At 40.0% G+C, this 18,363-nt stretch carries 19 protein-coding genes; 9 read left to right on the plus strand and 10 right to left on the minus strand.

The genetic code is table 11. The annotated features are described in order from the left end of the window. The 4 genes from JIN86_RS09380 to JIN86_RS09395 are packed head-to-tail and all read left to right on the plus strand — an operon-like array spanning nucleotide 1 to nucleotide 4,344. Nucleotides 1-972: a P1 family peptidase gene (locus tag JIN86_RS09380; protein ID WP_202341783.1), complete on the plus strand. Its 972-nt coding sequence runs from the start codon at nucleotides 1-3 to the stop codon at nucleotides 970-972. 17 nt (nucleotides 973-989) lie between these two features. Next, nucleotides 990-2,546 (plus strand): ABC transporter substrate-binding protein, encoded by a 1,557-nt coding sequence (locus JIN86_RS09385; protein WP_004229588.1) that lies wholly within the window; start codon nucleotides 990-992, stop codon nucleotides 2,544-2,546. A 16-nt stretch (nucleotides 2,547-2,562) separates the two neighbouring features. Further along, nucleotides 2,563-3,504 carry an ABC transporter permease gene (locus JIN86_RS09390; protein WP_009374228.1) on the plus strand — a complete coding sequence of 314 codons (942 nt, stop codon included), beginning with the start codon at nucleotides 2,563-2,565 and terminating at the stop codon, nucleotides 3,502-3,504. 12 nt (nucleotides 3,505-3,516) lie between these two features. After that, on the plus strand, nucleotides 3,517-4,344 hold the full coding sequence (locus tag JIN86_RS09395; protein ID WP_202341784.1) for an ABC transporter permease: 828 nt from the start codon (nucleotides 3,517-3,519) through the stop codon (nucleotides 4,342-4,344). On the opposite strand, the gene JIN86_RS09400 is transcribed toward JIN86_RS09395, so the two are convergent. Further along, a complete protein-coding gene (locus JIN86_RS09400) occupies nucleotides 4,333-5,970 on the minus strand; it encodes a PucR family transcriptional regulator (RefSeq protein WP_202341785.1) in 1,638 nt (545 codons plus the stop codon). The two genes, JIN86_RS09395 and JIN86_RS09400, sit on opposite strands and share 12 nt — an antisense overlap. Before the next feature lie 140 nt (nucleotides 5,971-6,110). Between JIN86_RS09400 and JIN86_RS09405 the strand changes: the two genes are divergently transcribed. Next, on the plus strand, nucleotides 6,111-7,466 hold the full coding sequence (locus JIN86_RS09405) for an aspartate aminotransferase family protein (protein WP_202341786.1): 1,356 nt from the start codon (nucleotides 6,111-6,113) through the stop codon (nucleotides 7,464-7,466). Nucleotides 7,467-7,509: 43 nt separating this feature from the next. Here the strand turns inward: JIN86_RS09405 and JIN86_RS09410 are convergent, their stop codons facing one another. Next, nucleotides 7,510-7,962 carry a MarR family winged helix-turn-helix transcriptional regulator gene (locus JIN86_RS09410; protein ID WP_004229576.1) on the minus strand — a complete coding sequence of 151 codons (453 nt, stop codon included), beginning with the start codon at nucleotides 7,960-7,962 and terminating at the stop codon, nucleotides 7,510-7,512. 125 nt (nucleotides 7,963-8,087) lie between these two features. Between JIN86_RS09410 and JIN86_RS09415 the strand changes: the two genes are divergently transcribed. Continuing rightward, nucleotides 8,088-8,519: a GNAT family N-acetyltransferase gene (locus tag JIN86_RS09415; protein WP_004229573.1), complete on the plus strand. Its 432-nt coding sequence runs from the start codon at nucleotides 8,088-8,090 to the stop codon at nucleotides 8,517-8,519. Between the two features lie 95 nt (nucleotides 8,520-8,614). Further along, the gene (locus JIN86_RS09420) at nucleotides 8,615-9,298 is read left to right on the plus strand and encodes a hypothetical protein (protein WP_237497204.1); all 684 of its coding nucleotides are present in this window, start codon (nucleotides 8,615-8,617) and stop codon (nucleotides 9,296-9,298) included. A gap of 138 nt (nucleotides 9,299-9,436) precedes the next feature. Here the strand turns inward: JIN86_RS09420 and JIN86_RS09425 are convergent, their stop codons facing one another. The 6 genes from JIN86_RS09425 to JIN86_RS09450 form a co-directional block, all read right to left on the minus strand. Then, complete coding sequence (locus JIN86_RS09425; RefSeq protein WP_202341787.1) at nucleotides 9,437-9,826, minus strand: RDD family protein; 390 nt, start codon at nucleotides 9,824-9,826, stop codon at nucleotides 9,437-9,439. Nucleotides 9,827-9,889: 63 nt separating this feature from the next. After that, nucleotides 9,890-10,852 carry a carbohydrate kinase family protein gene (locus tag JIN86_RS09430; protein WP_202341788.1) on the minus strand — a complete coding sequence of 321 codons (963 nt, stop codon included), beginning with the start codon at nucleotides 10,850-10,852 and terminating at the stop codon, nucleotides 9,890-9,892. Then, nucleotides 10,852-11,736 (minus strand): DMT family transporter, encoded by an 885-nt coding sequence (locus JIN86_RS09435; protein WP_004229564.1) that lies wholly within the window; start codon nucleotides 11,734-11,736, stop codon nucleotides 10,852-10,854. The genes JIN86_RS09430 and JIN86_RS09435 overlap by 1 nt, the downstream gene beginning before the upstream one ends. A 39-nt stretch (nucleotides 11,737-11,775) precedes the next feature. Further along, complete coding sequence (locus JIN86_RS09440; protein ID WP_004229561.1) at nucleotides 11,776-13,026, minus strand: glutamate-5-semialdehyde dehydrogenase; 1,251 nt, start codon at nucleotides 13,024-13,026, stop codon at nucleotides 11,776-11,778. Nucleotides 13,027-13,039: 13 nt separating this feature from the next. After that, complete coding sequence (gene proB / locus JIN86_RS09445) at nucleotides 13,040-14,134, minus strand: glutamate 5-kinase (RefSeq protein WP_202341789.1); 1,095 nt, start codon at nucleotides 14,132-14,134, stop codon at nucleotides 13,040-13,042. A gap of 390 nt (nucleotides 14,135-14,524) precedes the next feature. After that, entirely contained in the window at nucleotides 14,525-14,908 is a 384-nt protein-coding gene (locus JIN86_RS09450) for a hypothetical protein (RefSeq protein ID WP_004229554.1), read from the minus strand. 215 nt (nucleotides 14,909-15,123) lie between these two features. Between JIN86_RS09450 and JIN86_RS09455 the strand changes: the two genes are divergently transcribed. Together JIN86_RS09455 and JIN86_RS09460 are read left to right on the plus strand one after the other, a co-directional pair. Then, nucleotides 15,124-15,747 (plus strand): LysE family translocator, encoded by a 624-nt coding sequence (locus JIN86_RS09455; RefSeq protein WP_009374224.1) that lies wholly within the window; start codon nucleotides 15,124-15,126, stop codon nucleotides 15,745-15,747. A gap of 12 nt (nucleotides 15,748-15,759) precedes the next feature. Then, the gene (locus JIN86_RS09460; protein ID WP_202341790.1) at nucleotides 15,760-16,548 is read left to right on the plus strand and encodes a DUF1835 domain-containing protein; all 789 of its coding nucleotides are present in this window, start codon (nucleotides 15,760-15,762) and stop codon (nucleotides 16,546-16,548) included. 137 nt (nucleotides 16,549-16,685) lie between these two features. Here JIN86_RS09460 and JIN86_RS09465 read toward each other — a convergent pair whose 3' ends face one another. Together JIN86_RS09465 and JIN86_RS09470 are read right to left on the minus strand one after the other, a co-directional pair. Next, entirely contained in the window at nucleotides 16,686-17,252 is a 567-nt protein-coding gene (locus JIN86_RS09465) for a DUF5412 family protein (RefSeq protein ID WP_202341791.1), read from the minus strand. 90 nt (nucleotides 17,253-17,342) lie between these two features. Next, nucleotides 17,343-18,224, minus strand: coding sequence for a LysR family transcriptional regulator (locus tag JIN86_RS09470; RefSeq protein WP_004229545.1), 882 nt, complete (start codon nucleotides 18,222-18,224; stop codon nucleotides 17,343-17,345). Nucleotides 18,225-18,363: the final 139 nt, after the last annotated feature.

Consider the following 18,363-nt stretch of genomic DNA (forward strand, 5'->3'; position numbering starts at 1 on the left):
ATGTTTGGCAATATAACGGATGTGCCAGGTGTTAAGGTAGGACATCGCGAGAATAAAGAGGGCATCACAGGCTGTACGGCGCTATTAGTGGAAAACGGAGCGGTGTGTGGAGTGGATGTTCGGGGTTCTGCACCAGGTACTCGCGAAACAGATGCGTTAGATCCCATCAATGAAATTGACCGAGTCCATGCCATTTGTTTAGCTGGGGGTAGTGCTTTTGGGTTAGATGCTGCTACAGGCGTCATGCAATTTTTAGAGGAGCAAGGGATTGGGGTAGATGCAGGAGTAGCGAAAATACCGATTGTACCAGGTGCTGTCCTCTTTGACTTGTTTATCGGTGATCCACATGCACGACCTACTGCACTTATGGGCTATGAAGCGGCACAAGCGGCACAAGTCGGTTCATTTCCAAACGGCAATGTAGGCGCAGGCTACGGAGCAACTGTAGGCAAATTAGCTGGTCCAGAATTTGCAATGAAGGGTGGGCTTGGTAGTGCTTCCTATGCGGGGAAAGATGGTCTTGTAGCAGGTGCTATCGTGGCTGTCAATGCAGTTGGAGATGTAAAGGATCCTACAACAAGACAAATTTTAGCTGGAGCAAGAGATACGCATTCTGGTCAATGGGTGGATTGCTGTGCCTATTTAGAGCAACATGCACAATCAGAGGCTTTAGCGGGTACTAATACAACCATTGGTGTTGTGGCAATGAATGCCAAGCTAACGAAGGCTGAGGCTAAAAAGATTGCGCAGCTTACGCAAAATGCCTTAGCACGCACGATTTATCCTGTTCATACGATGCTGGATGGCGATACGATTTTTGTGCTTGGTACAGGGGATCAATCCTATGCACTTGATTATTTAGGCCAGCTAGCGACAAAGGTAATGGAGGAAGCGATTCTGGCTGGCATTAAAGCCGCTGAACGATTGGCGGATGTTGAGAGTTATACAAGCATTCAAAAGACAAGCACTTAGAAAAAGGGGGAACAGCCATGCAATGGAAAAAAAGCGGATTGATACTACTAACAGTGTTAATGGCAATCGTTATGGCAGCGTGTTCAAGTGATGGAGAGAAAACGACGACTACTTCAGGTACTACAGATGGTCAAGCGGCAACAGATGCTCCACAGGAAATTGTTGTACGTGTGAATGATGATCCAGATTTTTTAGATCCACATAAAGCGACAGCGTCCATTTCGTATCAAATGATTCTAAATATCTTTGAGGGGCTAATGGCTCCTGAAACGGATGGCTCCTTAAAAGAGGGACTTGCTGAAAGCTATGAAATCTCTGAGGATGGCTTAACCTATACGTTTAAGATTCGCCAAGGTGTGAAGTTTCATAATGGTGATGATTTAACGATGGAGGATATTCAATATTCCTTTGACCGTTTAATGGGGAAAAATGGTGGGGAAAAAATGTCCAATAGCTTTGATAATGTAGCATCTACAGAGGCGTCTGATGCAAGTACATTTGTGATCAAGCTAAAAGAGCCAAATTCAAATTTCTTGTATTCATTAACAGGCAGACAATCAGCTATTATTCCAAAGAGCAATGATGGGAAGCATAATGAAAATCCAATTGGTACAGGTCCATTTGCCTTTGTGAAATATGCACCAGGTACAAATTTAGAGCTTAAGAAAAATGAACAGTACTGGCAAGAAGGATTACCTTATTTGAATAAAGTAACCTTTGCCTTCCAATCAGATGATCAGGCAGCCATTATGAGCTTAATGGCAAACGAAGTTGATTTAACAAGTGTTCCTTGGCACCGTGTGAGCGAGGTAGAGGGAAGCTATAATTTATCACACCAAAATAATAACTCTTCTCTTATTGTTACATTTAACGAAACAAAGGCACCATTTGACAATGTGAAGGTTCGTCAAGCAATCAATTACGCCATTAGTAAAGCCGATATTATTGACTCTGTGTTTGCAGGCTATGCTGTGCCACTTGGCTCTAATATGAGTCCAGCGATGGGCGATTTCCAAAAGAAGGGCTTAGAAAGCATGTATGAGCGAGATGTGGAAAAAGCGAAGGCGTTATTAGCAGAAGCAGGCTATCCGGATGGCTTTAAAACAAAAATTACAGTGTCTTCACACAATGATATTTACTCCAATATTGCCCAAATTGTCGTAGCTAATTTGCAAGAAATTGGAATTGATGTAGAAATTGAAGTAGTGGAATGGGGAATTTGGCTAGATCGCGTTTACTTTGGTCGTGACTATGCAATGACAACGATTGACTTAACAGGTCGTGCATCTGCTTTTGAAGTGTTGAATGATTACATTTCTACAAACGATAGTGAAAACTTCTTCTTATTTAAAAATGAAGAATACGACAAAATTATGGCTGATGTTTTAAAGGAAACCGACCAAGCCAAGCAAATAGAGTTCTATCATCGTGCACAGGAAATATTAGCTGAGCAGGCAACAGCAGTGTATATTGCGGATTATCAAATCGTTTGGGGATCTGACAAACAGGTGACGGGGCTCAAGAGCTATCCATTCTGGTTCCACGATATGTCAGAGGTCAAGTTTTCAAACTAGAAAGGGATGAGTGCTTATGATGTATATCCTACGTCGAATCATCCTGTTAATAACAACCATCCTTCTAGTATCCATTATTACATTTGGTGTTTTTCAAATTTTACCTGGTGATCCAGTTCGCACAATGCTAGGAACAGAGGCGGATCCCACTCAAATTGAAAATTTACGATCTGAGCTTGGCTTGGATCGTCCTCTTTATGAACAATATGTGGATTGGATGAAGGGCTTATTGACAGGGCAATTAGGGAATTCCATTCGATTTTCCATGCCAGTAAAAGAATTACTATTTGATCGACTTCCTGTCACCATGTCATTAGCAGGACTCACCCTTATCATTGTCTTAATCATCTCATTACCTTTAGGGATGTTTGCAGCAAGAAGACAAAATAAATTAAGTGATGTGTCATTATCGACTGTAACCCAGATCGGTATGGCAGTGCCCTCCTTTTGGCTAGGAATGATGCTTATTCTTTACATTGGCCTACAGTTCAGCTTCTTTAAAATTAGTGGCTATATACCTTGGACACAAAGTGTAGCAGGGGCGCTCAGTACGCTAATACTCCCAGCCTTAACGATTGCGATTCCGCAAATTGCGGTGAATTTTCGTTATGTTCGTACAGCCATTTTGGAGCAGGTCCAGCTCGATTATGTCCGTACGATACGCAGTAAAGGGATGTCTGAACAAAATGTAATGTATAAGCATGTTTTGAAAAATTCCATGATTCCGATATTGACGGTTTTTGGGTTGATTATGGCGGAGGTTGTGGCAGGAACGATTATTGTGGAGCAGGTGTTTTCGTTGCCAGGGATTGGTCAGTTATTGATTACGGCTATCAGTAATCGTGATTTTCCACTCGTACAAGGGATCGTTATGTATATTACAGTAGCTGTTGTCATGATTAATTTTATCGTCGATGTTTTATATTCTGTGTTGGACCCAAGAATTCGATTACGTTAAGAGGTGACTACTATGAAACAATTAAAGCGCTATACTAAAAAAATCAATTTAGTCATTGGTCTCCTCGTCATTGTTGGCTTTCTGCTCGTCATGATTGTTAGCTTTTTTTATACACCCCATGATGTCAACGCGATGAATATACCTGAAAAATTGCGTGGTCCAGGTGGTGCCTATATGTTTGGAACAGATGAATTTGGGCGAGATATTTTTAGTCGCATTATGAAGGGGACACAAACAGCCTTTGCCGTGGGTCTATTAACGGTTGCGATTGGAACGATATTTGGTATTCTCATAGGCGGAATTGCAGGCTATGTTGGTGGCTGGGTCGATGAAATTTTTATGCGCACGATGGACGCTTTAATGGCCTTTCCAGGAATCATCTTAGCATTAATGCTTGTAGCGGTATTCGGCCCAGGAATAACGAATACAGCGATAGCGCTTGGGATTATCGCAATACCAGCTATTGCGAGGATTGCCCGCAGTGGCTTTGTGCAACAACGTGACTCGGAATATGTGCTGGCAGCGAAATTAATTGGTGTTAAGCCTTATAGCATCATGTTCCGTCATATTTTGCCAAACATTTCGTCGCAAATTATTGTTGCAGCAACCGTGACTTTTGCGACAGCAATGTTAGCCGAGGCAGCACTGAGCTATTTAGGGCTTGGCGTACAGCCACCAAACCCGAGCTGGGGTAGAATGTTAAAAGATTCACAAGCCTATTTAATCGGTGCCCCTTGGTATACGTATGCCCCTGGAGGAGCCATTACGATGCTTGTTCTAGGCTTATATATGCTCAGTAATGCTTTACGAGATTTTATGGACCCGCGTTCAAAATCGTAATAGATCAGGTGCTGTCTTTTGCAACAGTTCATATGCCTTAACAGCCATCTCAATATTGAGGCGGTGGGGGGCTTGTAAAAAATCAGCACCTAGTATACTTTCTAATCGTTCTATTCGTTTGTAAAGTGTTTGACGGACAATAAACAGCTGTTCTGCTGTATCATTTTTAGCCCCATTACAGGTCAGATAAACAGCTAATGTTTGAAATAAATCATGGCTACTTTTTTGATCTAATACTAAAATTTCCTGTAAATAATCTTTTACAAATTGTAGGAGGGCTGTATGATCCTGCTGTAATAACAATCGATAAACACCTAAATCTTTATAATAGATGGAGCTCGTCAATTGATGATGCTGCATTTGGATGGCTGATTTGGCTTCCTTATAGCCCAGATGAACACTTTCGATCGATTGATAGACATTGCTAATACCACAGCTAAGGGTAAGTTGCTCAAAAAATTGTGCTGCTTTTCTTGCAATAATTTGTGACATCGCTTGATCAAAAGCGTCGCGATTGTCTTTCATATAATCTGCAGCAATGAAAAAGGCTAAAATAATTATCTCGTGCTGTCTTACTGAAACAGTAGGGAAAAATCCAAGCTTTTTCAGGATCGAACGAACATACATGGCATTTTGTAGCTGGATTTCCTGCCATTCTTCTTCAGGCACAGTATTGGCTTCATCATGTAGATTGAACACAACAACTCGGTAAAATAAATTACGACTTTCGATTGGTAAATAGCTTTGATAATATTGAATATCTACTGGCTGACCTTGAATTAAGGCTAGTATGAATTCATCTTCACGGCTTTGTTGACGCTCCTGAAGCATGCGGTTACGCATTAAAATATGGGCAATCGACATAGTTGCTCGTTCAAGATTTAACAAGGTGTAATCACTCTGCTTTGGCAGTTCAGAATGCATACATAAATAGCCCCACACTTGTCCAAGCCCATTAACAGGAATAATGACAAAATGGTCTTTTCCCAAGGATAGAAGGTGCAAGGGCTCTTGTAGTTCTAACTGCTGACAATGCTCCTCCATAACACGTAAGTATTTTTTAGCCTCCATAGGATAATAAAAGCTTTTTGTATCTTCTGAAACAAATAGAAAGGGAGCATTTGTATCTTGATGGAGCACTTGTAATATTTTTAAAATACCATTTGGCATTAATGATAATTCCATAAAGGTTTTGGATAGTGTATCTAGCTGTGTAAGTGCCTGCTGGTGTTGATTAATTATGTACGTGTGCAAATCTTGCGTAATATCAATAAATCGTACAATTTCTTCAAAAATGATGATAGGGAAATGATGGGCATTTGCCATGGCAATCAATTCTACGGGAACATGGTCAAAATAATCGCCAATTTCTATACAAAGACCAGCTGCCTCATTACGAATAAGGTTTTGTAAGTAGGCGATTTGTGTTTCTCGTTCTAGCTGTAAACCGACACCCGTGGTTAATATTAATTCACCACCATTGATTAATGTTTCAAAATCTTTAATTTCTAATATGTGTGTCCACAATACTTGGCGATCTAGGCCGTGCTGCCCTGCAATAAGCTTCGCCGATTCAAAATGCTTGCGCATGAGGACATCACGTACGAGTAGAGGATGTTTCGACATCAATTAGCACCTGCCCTTCGAATGTACAATGTCTATTTCATTATGTTAGAGAAATCAGAAAATTTCAATATTAACTAGCTTAATAGGGAAAATGGTGATAGACAAAAAGACACCGATGATACACGATTGGAGGTCATGATATGGAGCGAAACGATCAGTTTACACATACTTTACAGCAAAAAGATCATGAAAACATTTGGCATCACATGTCTATCTATAACGACAAAGCACCTCCCATTATTGAACAGGGAGAAGGAGCATGGATTACAGATAGTTTAGGCAATCGCTTTTTAGATGGCATGTCAGGCTTATGGGCAGTGAATGTAGGGTATGGACGTGAGCGTCTTGCTAGGGTTGCCTATGAGCAGCTAAAAAAGCTTTGCTATGCTCCTTTAACACAAAGCCATGAACCTGCTATTAGGCTCGCTGAAAAAATTAACAGCTTACTTGATGATGACTATATGATGTTTTATTCCAATAGTGGCTCAGATGCGAATGAAGTAGCGTTTAAGTTAATACGTCAATACCATCAACAAAATGGGGAAGGGAACCGCTACAAAATCATTGCTCGTTATCGGGGCTATCATGGCAGTTCACTTGGGGCCTTAGCAGCTACAGGTCAGGCTTTACGTAAATTTAAGTACGAGCCGCTGACACCAGGCTTCTTACATGTTGCTCCACCTGATCACTATCGTCGTCCAAAAGGGCAGTCAATTGAGGCATACAGCCTAGCACTTGCCCGAGAAATGGAAGAAAAGATTATTTGGGAGCAAAAAGAAACCATTGCAGCTGTCATTATGGAGCCACTCATCACGGGTGGTGGAGTGCTTATTCCACATCCAACATATGTCAAAGAAGTCGAGCACATTTGTAGAAAGCATGGGGTATTACTCATCATGGATGAAGTTATATGTGGCTTCGGACGGACAGGTAAGCTATTTGGCCATCAGCATTTTGATATTCGACCAGATGTCATTACCATGGCGAAAGGATTAACGAGTGCCTACCTACCTCTATCCATTACAGCTATACGTAAAGACATTTATGAAAAATTTAAAGAGACGGACGGCTATAGTCATTTTCGCCATATCAATACATTTGGGGGCAATCCAGCAGCTTGTGCAGTAGCCTTAGAAAATATAAAAATCATGGAGGAGGAAGGACTTGTGCAGCGAGCAAGAGATTTGGGTATTCAACTCCTACATGATTTGCAAGACCTATTAGAGCTGCCTTTCGTTGGCGATATTCGTGGGCTTGGGTTACTCATTGGCATCGAGCTGGTCGAAGATAAACAATCTCAAACACCTGCCAAGCCTGAGCTAATCGCGAAAATCATGGCTGATTGTCAAGCAAATGGCTTAATTATTGGAAGAAATGGCGATACAGTTGAAGGCTTCAATAATATCATTACGTTAAGTCCACCGCTGTGCTGTACAGACGAGGATTTTGATTTTATGGTTGCTGTATTAAAACGAGTATTTGCAGCCAATGTCTAGCCTAAGGCGATTCCAAATGTGCAAAAAACACGAGGAATCGCCTTTAATACTGTCGTTTATGCCCTTTCTTCACCTCTTCCCAGTCAATTTCGATGTTATGTAACACACGTGTTAGAAGACTGTGAATGCAGTTAATCTCCTCATTAGAAAACCCCTCAAGCGCACGAGCATTAGAATATTCGCCCTCCCGTTTTAAAAAAGGATAGATGTCCATGCTTTTAGCTGTAGGAAAAAGTAATTTATTTTTCTTATTCCCTTGTTCAATTCGTTTTTCAATAAAGCCTTTGGTCTCCAATTTTTGAATAGCTCGTGAAGCCGTTGTACGGTCTACCTTCAATAGCTCTGCGACTTTCTCTTGAATAATACCTGGATGTTCACAAATACGGATGACATATAAATATTGCCCCTTTGTCAAATCCAATTCCTTGAATTCAATATTGCTTATTGAGTCTAATGCCCGTGCAATGGCACCTATTTCACGTAAGATTTCTTTCATGTGCGATCCTCCTGAGATTTTTGTTGTAATTGCAATAAAAATCATTCTATACTAATACTATCATCTTCAAAGTGAAATTGCACCTAGAGAAGATGATAGGGCAGGAGAAACTAGGAGGAATAGTAATGACTATAAAAAAAGTGACAACTGAAGCAGAATTACAAACAGCGTTTGATTTTAGACGAAGCGTTTTTATTGAAGAGCAGCAAGTCCCTGAGGAAGAAGAATATGATGAATTTGATACACTGGATGCTCCATGCGATCATATTTTGGTGTATTACAATGAGCAACCCGTTGGAACAGGGAGACTTCGTGTTGTAGAGGACTATGGCAAATTGGAGCGTATTTGTATATTAGAAGAATACCGCAAATATGGCCTTGGTAAGGAAGTTATTGTGGGCCTAGAGCAAATTGCTCGAGATAAAGGGCTAACAAAAGCAAAATTAAATGCTCAGTCCTATGCAGAAGGCTTTTATGAAAAATTAGGCTATCAGCGTGAAGGGGAAGAATTTATGGATTGTGGCATCCCCCATATTTTAATGAAGAAATACTGGTAGCAGACAAAATTCACACGATTATAGAACATGCCAGACTTAGCGTCATACTTTGTAACTTTTTAATCGTTGCTTGGGTCTACTGCTTAAAAGGGGGGATGTTGTTGAAGAAATGGATATGCCTTTGTATCATGTGTTTGTTGTTACTGACTGCTTGCGGTAGTCAAGTCATCATCGAATGGGTTGATTTAATCAAATGGGATGGTAAGCAATATGAAGCTGTATATGAAGTCGCGTTAGCCGATCGTTCATTCATTGATAAGGAAATAGGAGAAGTTGATTTTAAAGTGGCTGATCATATCAAAAGAACTTCTTATCGTTTTAAGGATGGCGATGCAGCTTTCCATGAGAAGGGGACAAAGCTTTATGCGATAAAGGGTCTTGACGATGCCATTGCGGTAGAGGATCAGTCGGTTATTAATGGCTATCGAATTTATATGATAAGAGATGAAGCTCCGCTGCGACGGAATTTTGATCAGGTTCCATTAGAAGAAGTGAAGAAAATAGAATTTTACACATCTATGGAAGAAGGCAATCAGAAAACGGCTAGCTTTACAGACCAGTCTGACATGGAAGCTATAAAGGCGATTTTAACCAATAGTAAACTAGCCCCATCCTTTGAGCCAAATGGAGATACGAACCGTTATGATGTACTCTTTTATACAGACGATGCCATTGCTTTTCAATATGGCATACAATTTGATGGTACTACTTATTTTTGGTTTCCGTCAGAAAACGCGATTTTATCGAATGATATACAGCAGTTTATTTCCAAAGATTAGCGTACTTCTCTAAAGAGGCTTATATTGAAGTATATTTCCATGCTACTTTCTGTAATGGTTCAGGCGATCAGGAAGATTCACACTTTAGCAAAATGCTCCAATTAAAGAAAGCTGCCCAAACGATAAGGCAGCTTTCATTTATTTTTCCTTTACAACCGTACCTGCAAAGCAATCATGAGGAAGACGTTGCCCCTGCTGTTGCTCGAAGGCTTGGCGATCTTTTAGATAATCGAACGTACTGATAGTGTCTCGATAAGCCATGCGTTTAATAATTTGACCTTCTGATAATGGACGACCATCTTCATTTTCGAGTGTTAATCCCATTGCTTTGTAGCCAATCGTTTGTCCGTTTTTACGGAGTTGTGCATATTCTAGTGCCCACAATACTACAGTTGGCGTAACAAGTGCATGAACAGCCTCGTTTTTTACTTTTTTTCGTAGGAAGTATTCAACCCCCAACGTGACAGCTGTTGAAACAGCTGTATCGATTAAAAATGCAGCTGTGCGTTTTTTTGTCATCGATTCCATATAAGCCCTCCTTTAATGACCTGTCACTAGTACATACGAACAATAAGGATAAAAAGTTTCGATTTATCCTAAATGCATATCTAATGAAAGTACAGGATAGGATGGAATCGCCCCATGCTTTGTTGTTGAAATGCCTGCATATCCGTTTGCAAAAGAAAGCAGAGACATCGCATACTGTTCACAATGAGCTACCACTTGAGCTACTGTTAGTTGATGATGAAGAAATTGACTTAAAATCGCGCCGATAAAAGCATCCCCAGCCCCCGTTGTATCAACGGTTTGTACCTCATTAGCAGGAGCCTTCACATGATGCTTTTTCGTATATAGGGTAGCCCCAGCAGCACCATGTGTAATGATGATAACTTCTACATATCCCTTGAATAACGTTTGAACAGCTTCCTGTTCATCTTCTAGAGTAGTTAAAAACAACAGTTCTTCCTCTGAAAGCTTGACAATATGGGCTTTTGGTAAAAAGGCTAAAATGGTTTCACAACACGCCGTCTTATCCTGCCATAAAGGAAGGCGCACATTCGGATCAAAGGATATAAGGCTCCCTGCTTGATGTGCCTGTTCAATAAGGGCAAGATGTGCTTGTTTCATAGGACTCTCTACAAGATTAACAGAGCAAAAGTGAACGATATCGTGCGCTGTTAATAGCTGCGAGGGGAGGTATTCCTGTTTGTATAAGAGATCTGCAGCATGTCGGCGATAAAACTGAAAATCTCGATCGCCAAGTTCATTTAATGAAACAAAGGCAAGACTTGTTTCGCCATCCGTTGTTTGACGAATAAACTGTGTATCTACACCTGCTTGGTGCAACGTTTTGATTAGGAAGTCACCAAAGGCATCCTGACCTACTTGTGTGAGAAGGGCCGCCTGCTGTCCTAGCTTTGCACAGACTGTGGCTACATTGGCAGGTGCCCCTCCTGCATGTTTAGTAAAATGCTCAATGTTGGCTAGGGAGCCGTGCTGCTGTGTTGGTGTAAAGTCAATTAATAATTCTCCAATTGTGAAGAGCTTGCCCATTATGAGACCTCCTGTGGTAGTCGCTTTTTCTTTGGAACATAAATCGTATAAAAAATACCAGCGAAAATGAGAAGGATCCCCATCGTTTGCGTAAAGCTTGGCATAAAATCAAGCAATAGCATATCCAGCAAAATGGCGACAACAGGGTCGACAAAAACCAATACGGAGACAAGAATCGTAGACAGGCTACGAATACTATCAAAAAATAAATAGTACACAAATCCTGTATGAATAAAGCCTGTGCCGAGTATATAAAACCAATTGGTTGACGTTAATCCATCGAACAGCGAGAAGTCGATAAAAGGCAGTAGTATCACGATTCCAACTGTTGTTTGAATATAGGTTAACGCATACGAGCTAAGCTTCGTGATGGTTTTGCTTGTTAGCATCGTAAGAGCATAAAATACAGCTGACAGTAATGCCCAGATAAAGCCAGATTGCATAAATTCTGAGAACGATACAAAATTATTGAGACCGATGATAAAAATACTACCGATAAAGCAAGTGATTGTTGCGACAAGTGCCTGAATGGTCATTTTTTCCTTCAAAAAGATAGCGCCTAAAATTAACACAAATATAGGCGCTAAATTATAGATGGAAATGGCAATCGAAATGGACATTTCCTCAAAGGCTTTAAATAAAAATACCCAATTTAATACAATAAAGACACCGCAAATAAGCGTTTGAAAAATTTCTTTCTTATCCCATACCTCTGTTTTATGTCCACCCGTAATGAGCCACATACCACCTAGAAAGAGGGTTGCGCAAATGCATCTAACAAAGACAAGCTCTGTAGCGGGAACACCAGTGTGAACGGTAAAAAAGCCGATGGAACCAAACAGTGCCATGGAGACTGTTAGTTTAATGATTGCTGAGATGTTCATACGAAACCTTCCTTCTATTATTTTATTAAACTATAAGAACTATTCACGAATTTGGCCGTTGCCATGAATAACATATTTTGTTGATGTTAGTGCGGGCAAGCCCATTGGTCCACGGGCATGTAGCTTTTGTGTACTAATACCGATTTCTGCACCATAGCCAAATTCAAAGCCGTCTGTGAAGCGGGTGGAGGCATTATGATACACTGCTGCTGCATCGACATTGTTTAAGAACGTCTCGGCGGTTAATTGATCTTCTGTAATGATGGCCTCAGAATGATTTGTGCCAAAGTATTGAATATGCTCAATCGCTTCATAGACATTTTCCACTAATTTAACGCTTATTTTTAAATCAAGGTACTCTGTCGCATAATCATCCGCCGTAGCTGGAAGGGCAGCTTCAAACTGCTGACATACTTGCTCATCCCCGATGATGGTTACACCTGCATGATGAAGAGACGTTAAAAGCTGGACGCCATGTTCTTTAAACCAAGTAGGGTGAATGAGTAAGCTTTCTGCTGCATTACAAACGGAAGGACGCTGTGTTTTAGCATTCAGACAGATTTTTTCTGCTTTTATGTAATCCGCCATTTGATCCACGTAAATGTGGCAGTTGCCTGCACCTGTTTCCAGTACAGGAACAGTCGCTTCATTGACAACTAAATCAATCAGGGCTTTGCCACCGCGTGGAATCAGCACATCTAAGTACTCTTTTAAATGGAATAGTTCTTTGGCTGTTTCGCGGCTTGTATCTTCAATTAATTGAACAGCATCGGTAGGGATAGATGTTTTAGCAAGCGCGCGATGAATACTTGCGACAAGAGCCATATTAGAAAACTTGGCAGAAGAGCTTCCTCGCAAAATAACGGCATTGCCTGTTTTTAGAGAGAGTGTTGCTGCATCGATTGTGACATTTGGTCGAGCTTCATAGATCATACCAATAACACCAAGTGGCACAATTCGTTTTTCAATGCGAAGCCCATTGTCTTTTTCAATACGTTCAACAATTGTACCTACTGGATCGTTTAAGGAGACGAGTAAATGAATGGCATCGGCCATTGCCGCAATCCGTTCTTCATTGAGCATGATGCGATCTAACGTAGATGCAGGTATACCTTGCTGCTCACCCTGTGCCAAATCCTTTGCATTTTCAGCCATAATGTCATGTCGATCGATTAATAGCTGTTCTGCAATTTTTTTCAGTGCCTCATTTTTCTCGCAGGTCGTTTTAATATTTAACATGTAGCTTGCGGCTTTTGCGCGTTGTCCTTTTTCTTGAATTTCACTTGTCATTTGTCATTCCTCCTTAATTCGTTTGAATTTTCAGCCATTTATCTCTGTGAATTACCTCAATAGGGCTTTTCAGCAATGTATCAGTCCGTTTTCCCATGGCAGAGATAAGCTCTTGAGAAGAGTACAGCACTTCGCCACGTCCTAGTAAGTCCTTTTCACTATAGACTTCTACAACATCACCTTTTACGAAATCCCCTTCTACACGATAGACACCAGCAGGTAATAGACTTTTCCCATTATTCATTAAAGCCTGTTCAGCACCACTATCTATAAAAATTTTACCAGAAATTTCCGTTAGTGCAATCCACTGTTTATGATTTGTTAATACAGCAAGCTCATCATGCTCCACATAAGTGCCATCACCATGCCCTGCTAAAATATCGACGAGCTTCTGTGCGCCATGACCTGTACCGATAAATACCTTCACCCCTGCACGTAGCGCTGTTCGTGCAGCCAGAAGCTTAGAGGCCATGCCACCTGTGCCAACCTTTGAACCTGTACCATCCGCAAAGCTTAGCAGGTCATCTGTAATAGCAGCTAATCGATCAATGCGCTCTGCCTGTGGGTTTTTATTGGGATTGGCATTATAAAGGCCATTGATATCTGTTAGAATGATGAGCTGATCCGCGTGGACAAGTCCACTGACGAGTGCTGAAAGCATATCGTTATCTCCAAAGGTTAATTCACTAATAGACACTGTATCGTTCTCATTAATAATCGGTAGCATGGATCGTTCTAACAATTCCTCGAAAGTCGCATAGGCATTTTTATAGCATTCTTTTTTAGAAAAATCTGTTCGTGTCAATAATATCTGTGCAGGCACGATATCGTAAATACTAAACAAAGCACTGTACGTTTGAATAAGTAGGCTCTGTCCTACAGCAGCAGCTGCCTGCTTTCCTTTCACTGTCACAGGGCGAGCAGGGTAGCCAAGTTGTTTAAAACCCGCCGCTACAGCACCTGACGAGACAAGCAACACTTCATGTCCCAATTTCTTCAACTCGGCGATTGCCTGCACATGGTCCATTAAGCGAACTTTATCGATTTCACCCTTCGCATTCGTTAAAGAGCTACTACCAATCTTAACAACAATTCTTTTTCTCTCCATCTCACTACCTCCATCATTGCTAAATCAAGATAAAAAAAGCCTTTTCATCCTAAAAATTAGGACGAAAAGACTTGCCTTCCGTGGTACCACCTACATTGAATATCATGCGACATTCCACTTTTCTCATAACGCTCGAGACTGCGCCTAGTTTGGCTAGGACGTTTCACGAAGTAGGTTTCATTAGTCTTTCTTGTACAATGCCTTCCAGCCGATGGGCATCGCTCTCTTTTCAAGCAGTGGCTAACTACTGGTCTTCGTTCGTTTTCTCATCTATTGACTAAAGGATGCACTACTTCTATAAGTCTGTCAAGCTGAAAGGGTAAATTACTTGAAAGTTTTGATAAATTAAGAAAGGGATGCGCTAAAATGAAAAAGAGGCCGCTTATTCATTTATTTAAACCACCAAATCGCAATGAAAAGGGGAAGCATAGCTAGCACAATGACAAAGAAACTCCAAATGACTTGTTTCCCCGAAGACATATTTTTGGGTTTAATACTCATTTGTTCATACAGCTGGTTAATGGCTCGTTGCTCTTTCGCATAAAGCATTGCTTGAAATTCTTCGTAATCTTGTATATAGCTAGATGGGGCACGTGGACTGAAGCGTAAATTTCGAATGGAATCTGTAATCTCTTTGTCAGCCATCCAATACGTGATGACAGGTGCTAAGCCTGCGTTTTGTGTGGCCTTTACCTCAATGTCATGGGATTTCATTTTATAGTAAACCTGTCCATGCTCATCCTCATATTGCGTGACAATATCACTTACTGCCATTATCAATCACCTCTTATGGAAGTTATCTGTTTTATCATGAGTTTCTACTATTATAATGGATTAGGGAAGAAAAGTATCGCTTGAGCGAGCATAAATTGTGAAACCAAAATTTTAAAAAAGTTTTGGATAAAGTCATAAACTTACATCTAGTGAGAACAACGTCATGTAGTATAATGTATATAGTTTTTTAAAAGAAGTTGAAGGAAGGGAAAGTTTTGGACATTTCAACGTTATTTGCGTTTTTAGGGGCTGCGATGATTTTAACCATTATGCCAGGGCCCGATAATCTATTTGTGCTTGCCCAAAGTATTACACAAGATAAAAAAGCGGGTATTGCCACATCACTTGGATTGTGTACAGGACTACTTGTTCATATTAGTGCAGCAGTACTTGGTATTTCTGCGATAATTTATCAATCGACCATTATTTTTACCATCGTCAAATTTGCAGGAGCAGCGTATTTATTATATCTAGCTTGGCAATCATTTCGTGCTAAAGGAGACCCTTTTACGTTGCAACAGCAAAATACGCAAGCTTATATTGAATTATATAAAAAGGGAATATTAATGAATATCTTAAATCCTAAAGTATCGTTATTTTTCCTAGCGCTGTTACCACAGTTTGTTAATCCATCGCAAGGACATGTGGCGTTTCAAATGCTTATTTTGGGTATTGTATTTTTAATACAAGCGCTTGTATTATTTTCATTGTTTAGTATATTTGCAGGGAAAGTTAGACAAGTGATTATTGGTAAACCTGCGATTGCTAAACGACTAAATACAGTTCAAGGTATTCTATTCACATTTATCGGGATACAGATTGCCATCAGCAAACAGTAGGGAGGAATGGACATGGCTATTTTACATATTACCTTTAGCTTAGCAACGCAGGGTTCTATGAAACTTGCAATACGTCAACATCGTTTGCAGCGAAATGAATCAGTTCTAAGTGTCCATGATGATCTCTCAATTGGACCTCTTCAAAACTTTGAAGACCGTAAAACTTGGTTAGCCACGCATATTTTAGATGATGATGACCAGCAATTGTATGATGAGATGTATGAAAACTGGAGGAAAAAAATCGCTAATTTACCTTGTGATGTGGATGTGTGGATTTGGTATAGTCACAACACACATGAACAGATAGGACTGCGCTATGTGATGAGTGAGTTAATTCATAAATGCAGTATGGTGTATGGTATTGATGCAACGGAGAATCTGAAGAGTATCCACCCCAATCTAGATATTCGCCATACAGGCGAGCTTTCCTCGGAAATGCTCATGAAGCTACGCCCTAGTGCGAAACGATTCTCTGTGCAAGAATGTCAGCAACTCGCTAAGGAATGGGAAAACATCAAAGAACAGCCAAGTACATTGCGGTTATGGAAAAGTGAACTATTGCATGTAGAGGAAGATGCAATGGATGCATACATTATCGCCAGTGCAAAAAATTTGCATTTACAGCAAAATGAAGAGTGGCTAATGCCTACGCATATTTTGGCACAGATATTTGAAACTTTTGTCCATTATGTAGGAAATGATTTTGTAGAGTATCGCTTACTGACGCTCGTCGAACAGGGCGTATTTGCCATGAAAGGCGATACAAATGATATTTTTTCCTATCAAGTTAAATTACTTTAATTGTAAGTAAATGAACAGTAAAAAATCAGGCGAGCAAAGCCTGATTTTTTATTGTTAACAAATGCATGAAGCTGTTTGAGTAGTACTCCAAATCAGTCGTTTCAACAATAATGATTCAGCACAGTAACTTAACCGTTTTAATTTTGATAACACTTTTCATATTCATCTTTCATCAACAAACTTTGACAAGCCAAGCCATTTTCATGATAAATCTCTTTATCAATACGTAATACTATACTTCTATTTGAATTGATATAATTAGGCTCTTTATTAACAATGGATAATTTTTCTTCGTCTAGCCATTTCATCGAGAATTGACTTTTAGCCTCTGCATAATAGACGATTTTGTTTGTGTGAGCTTTATTATTTAAAATTTCTATCCATACATGAACACCACCACTTGGACCTGCACCACCATATGGTTCATAATAAGCGTGCGCTGTATATTCCCCTGTAGGAGATGAGACAGATTCGGGCACCTTTTGCGTATTTTTTTTATCTAAAGTACTAAACGTAAAAAAATATTGGATATCTATCAATATTCCCAAAAACAGGACTATACCTGTCAATAGTGCTGTTAATGTTTTTTTAGGGAAGTTTTTCTGTTTAAAAAAGAAAATCATTAATTTGATTACAAAAATGAACAATACGATCAAGGTAAATAAAAATACAAAGAAACCTAATGTATTAAGTAATAAATTCAAATTATTACCTCCCTAGTATGGTGAAACAGTGCCTTTTAAAAAATAAAGCGAGTAACATGGACATCTAGATGATGGTGTTACTCGCTCTTTCTATTTTTTGTCATAAAAATCGAAGACAAATTGTTTAAACTGACGTGCAGATGGCGATAAATAACGATTTTCGATCCAAGCCATGCCAATAATTCGTTCACATACCATATCTTCAACATGGATTTTAACGATTTTTTTCGGGTTTAAATCCTCATCATCGGGTAGTAAGGAAACGCCAAGCCCCGCACCAACAAATCCAGCGATTGTCGATACTTCATCACCTTCATAAGAAATTTTAGGCTTAATGCCCGCAGCATTTAATAAGCGATCAGCTGAGCGACGTAATGCATAGCCCTTTTTCATTAAGACAAAACTTTCATGCTCCAATTCTTTCATTTTAATGCTTTTACGATGGGCTAATGGATGATCAATTGGGACCATTATAAAGAGCTCATCTCGCCATAATTCCTTCCAACAAACTGGCGGCTCTGTATCGATCGCAGCTAGTAGGCACAAGTCTAACTCACCCGCCAGTAATTGTTTTAACTGTGAATGGGAGTAGTTTTGTGTGAAATGAAAACGAATATGGGGATGTTTTTGACGGAAGGCACGAATCAAGTCGGGTACAATACTCGTTCCAAGTGTATGTAAAAAACCGAGTGATACATCTCCGAGTTCTGGATTATTAAGTTCCTGTAATTCTAAAACAGCCTTTTCATATTCCTTACGCATGCGCTGGACACGATATAAAAATAGCTCTCCATATCGGTTTAGCATAATCGAGCGCCCTTGTCTGTCGAAAAGCGGTACACCTAATTCTTCCTCCAGCTTTGAAATTGAACGACTAAGTGCTGGCTGTGAAATCGCTAATGCTTCGGCAGCCCGTGTCATATGCTCTAACTTTGCAACGGTTACAAAATATTCTAATTGTTGCCACTCCATTTTTTTCACCTCTTTTCTTGTGAACTTTGAGTTATCTGCATTATAACGGGAAACAGACGGGAAGTATAGGGAGCAAAATATTTTTAAAAGGACGCTGCAATTATTTAGCAGAATGAAAAAGTTAAGTAGCAGAAAGTGT

Source organism: Lysinibacillus sp. HST-98, assembly GCF_016757845.1.
Lineage (GTDB): Bacteria > Bacillota > Bacilli > Bacillales_A > Planococcaceae > Lysinibacillus > Lysinibacillus capsici.

Excerpts from the sequence above, each read along its gene's own strand:
- JIN86_RS09470 (WP_004229545.1), bottom strand. The coding sequence starts at position 18,224 with ATGGAGTGGCAACAATTAGAATATTTTGTAACCGTTGCAAAGTTAGAG.
- JIN86_RS09450 (WP_004229554.1), bottom strand. The coding sequence starts at position 14,908 with ATGGCAGTAAGTGATATTGTCACGCAATATGAGGATGAGCATGGACAG.
- JIN86_RS09400 (WP_202341785.1), bottom strand. The coding sequence starts at position 5,970 with ATGTCGAAACATCCTCTACTCGTACGTGATGTCCTCATGCGCAAGCAT.
- JIN86_RS09405 (WP_202341786.1), top strand. The coding sequence starts at position 6,111 with ATGGAGCGAAACGATCAGTTTACACATACTTTACAGCAAAAAGATCAT.
- JIN86_RS09390 (WP_009374228.1), top strand. The coding sequence starts at position 2,563 with ATGATGTATATCCTACGTCGAATCATCCTGTTAATAACAACCATCCTT.
- JIN86_RS09395 (WP_202341784.1), top strand. The coding sequence starts at position 3,517 with ATGAAACAATTAAAGCGCTATACTAAAAAAATCAATTTAGTCATTGGT.
- JIN86_RS09440 (WP_004229561.1), bottom strand. The coding sequence starts at position 13,026 with ATGACAAGTGAAATTCAAGAAAAAGGACAACGCGCAAAAGCCGCAAGC.
- JIN86_RS09380 (WP_202341783.1), top strand. The coding sequence starts at position 1 with ATGTTTGGCAATATAACGGATGTGCCAGGTGTTAAGGTAGGACATCGC.
- JIN86_RS09435 (WP_004229564.1), bottom strand. The coding sequence starts at position 11,736 with ATGAACATCTCAGCAATCATTAAACTAACAGTCTCCATGGCACTGTTT.
- JIN86_RS09430 (WP_202341788.1), bottom strand. The coding sequence starts at position 10,852 with ATGGGCAAGCTCTTCACAATTGGAGAATTATTAATTGACTTTACACCA.
- JIN86_RS09385 (WP_004229588.1), top strand. The coding sequence starts at position 990 with ATGCAATGGAAAAAAAGCGGATTGATACTACTAACAGTGTTAATGGCA.
- JIN86_RS09460 (WP_202341790.1), top strand. The coding sequence starts at position 15,760 with ATGGCTATTTTACATATTACCTTTAGCTTAGCAACGCAGGGTTCTATG.
- JIN86_RS09410 (WP_004229576.1), bottom strand. The coding sequence starts at position 7,962 with ATGAAAGAAATCTTACGTGAAATAGGTGCCATTGCACGGGCATTAGAC.
- JIN86_RS09420 (WP_237497204.1), top strand. The coding sequence starts at position 8,615 with ATGTTGTTGAAGAAATGGATATGCCTTTGTATCATGTGTTTGTTGTTA.
- JIN86_RS09425 (WP_202341787.1), bottom strand. The coding sequence starts at position 9,826 with ATGGAATCGATGACAAAAAAACGCACAGCTGCATTTTTAATCGATACA.
- proB (WP_202341789.1), bottom strand. The coding sequence starts at position 14,134 with ATGGAGAGAAAAAGAATTGTTGTTAAGATTGGTAGTAGCTCTTTAACG.
- JIN86_RS09415 (WP_004229573.1), top strand. The coding sequence starts at position 8,088 with ATGACTATAAAAAAAGTGACAACTGAAGCAGAATTACAAACAGCGTTT.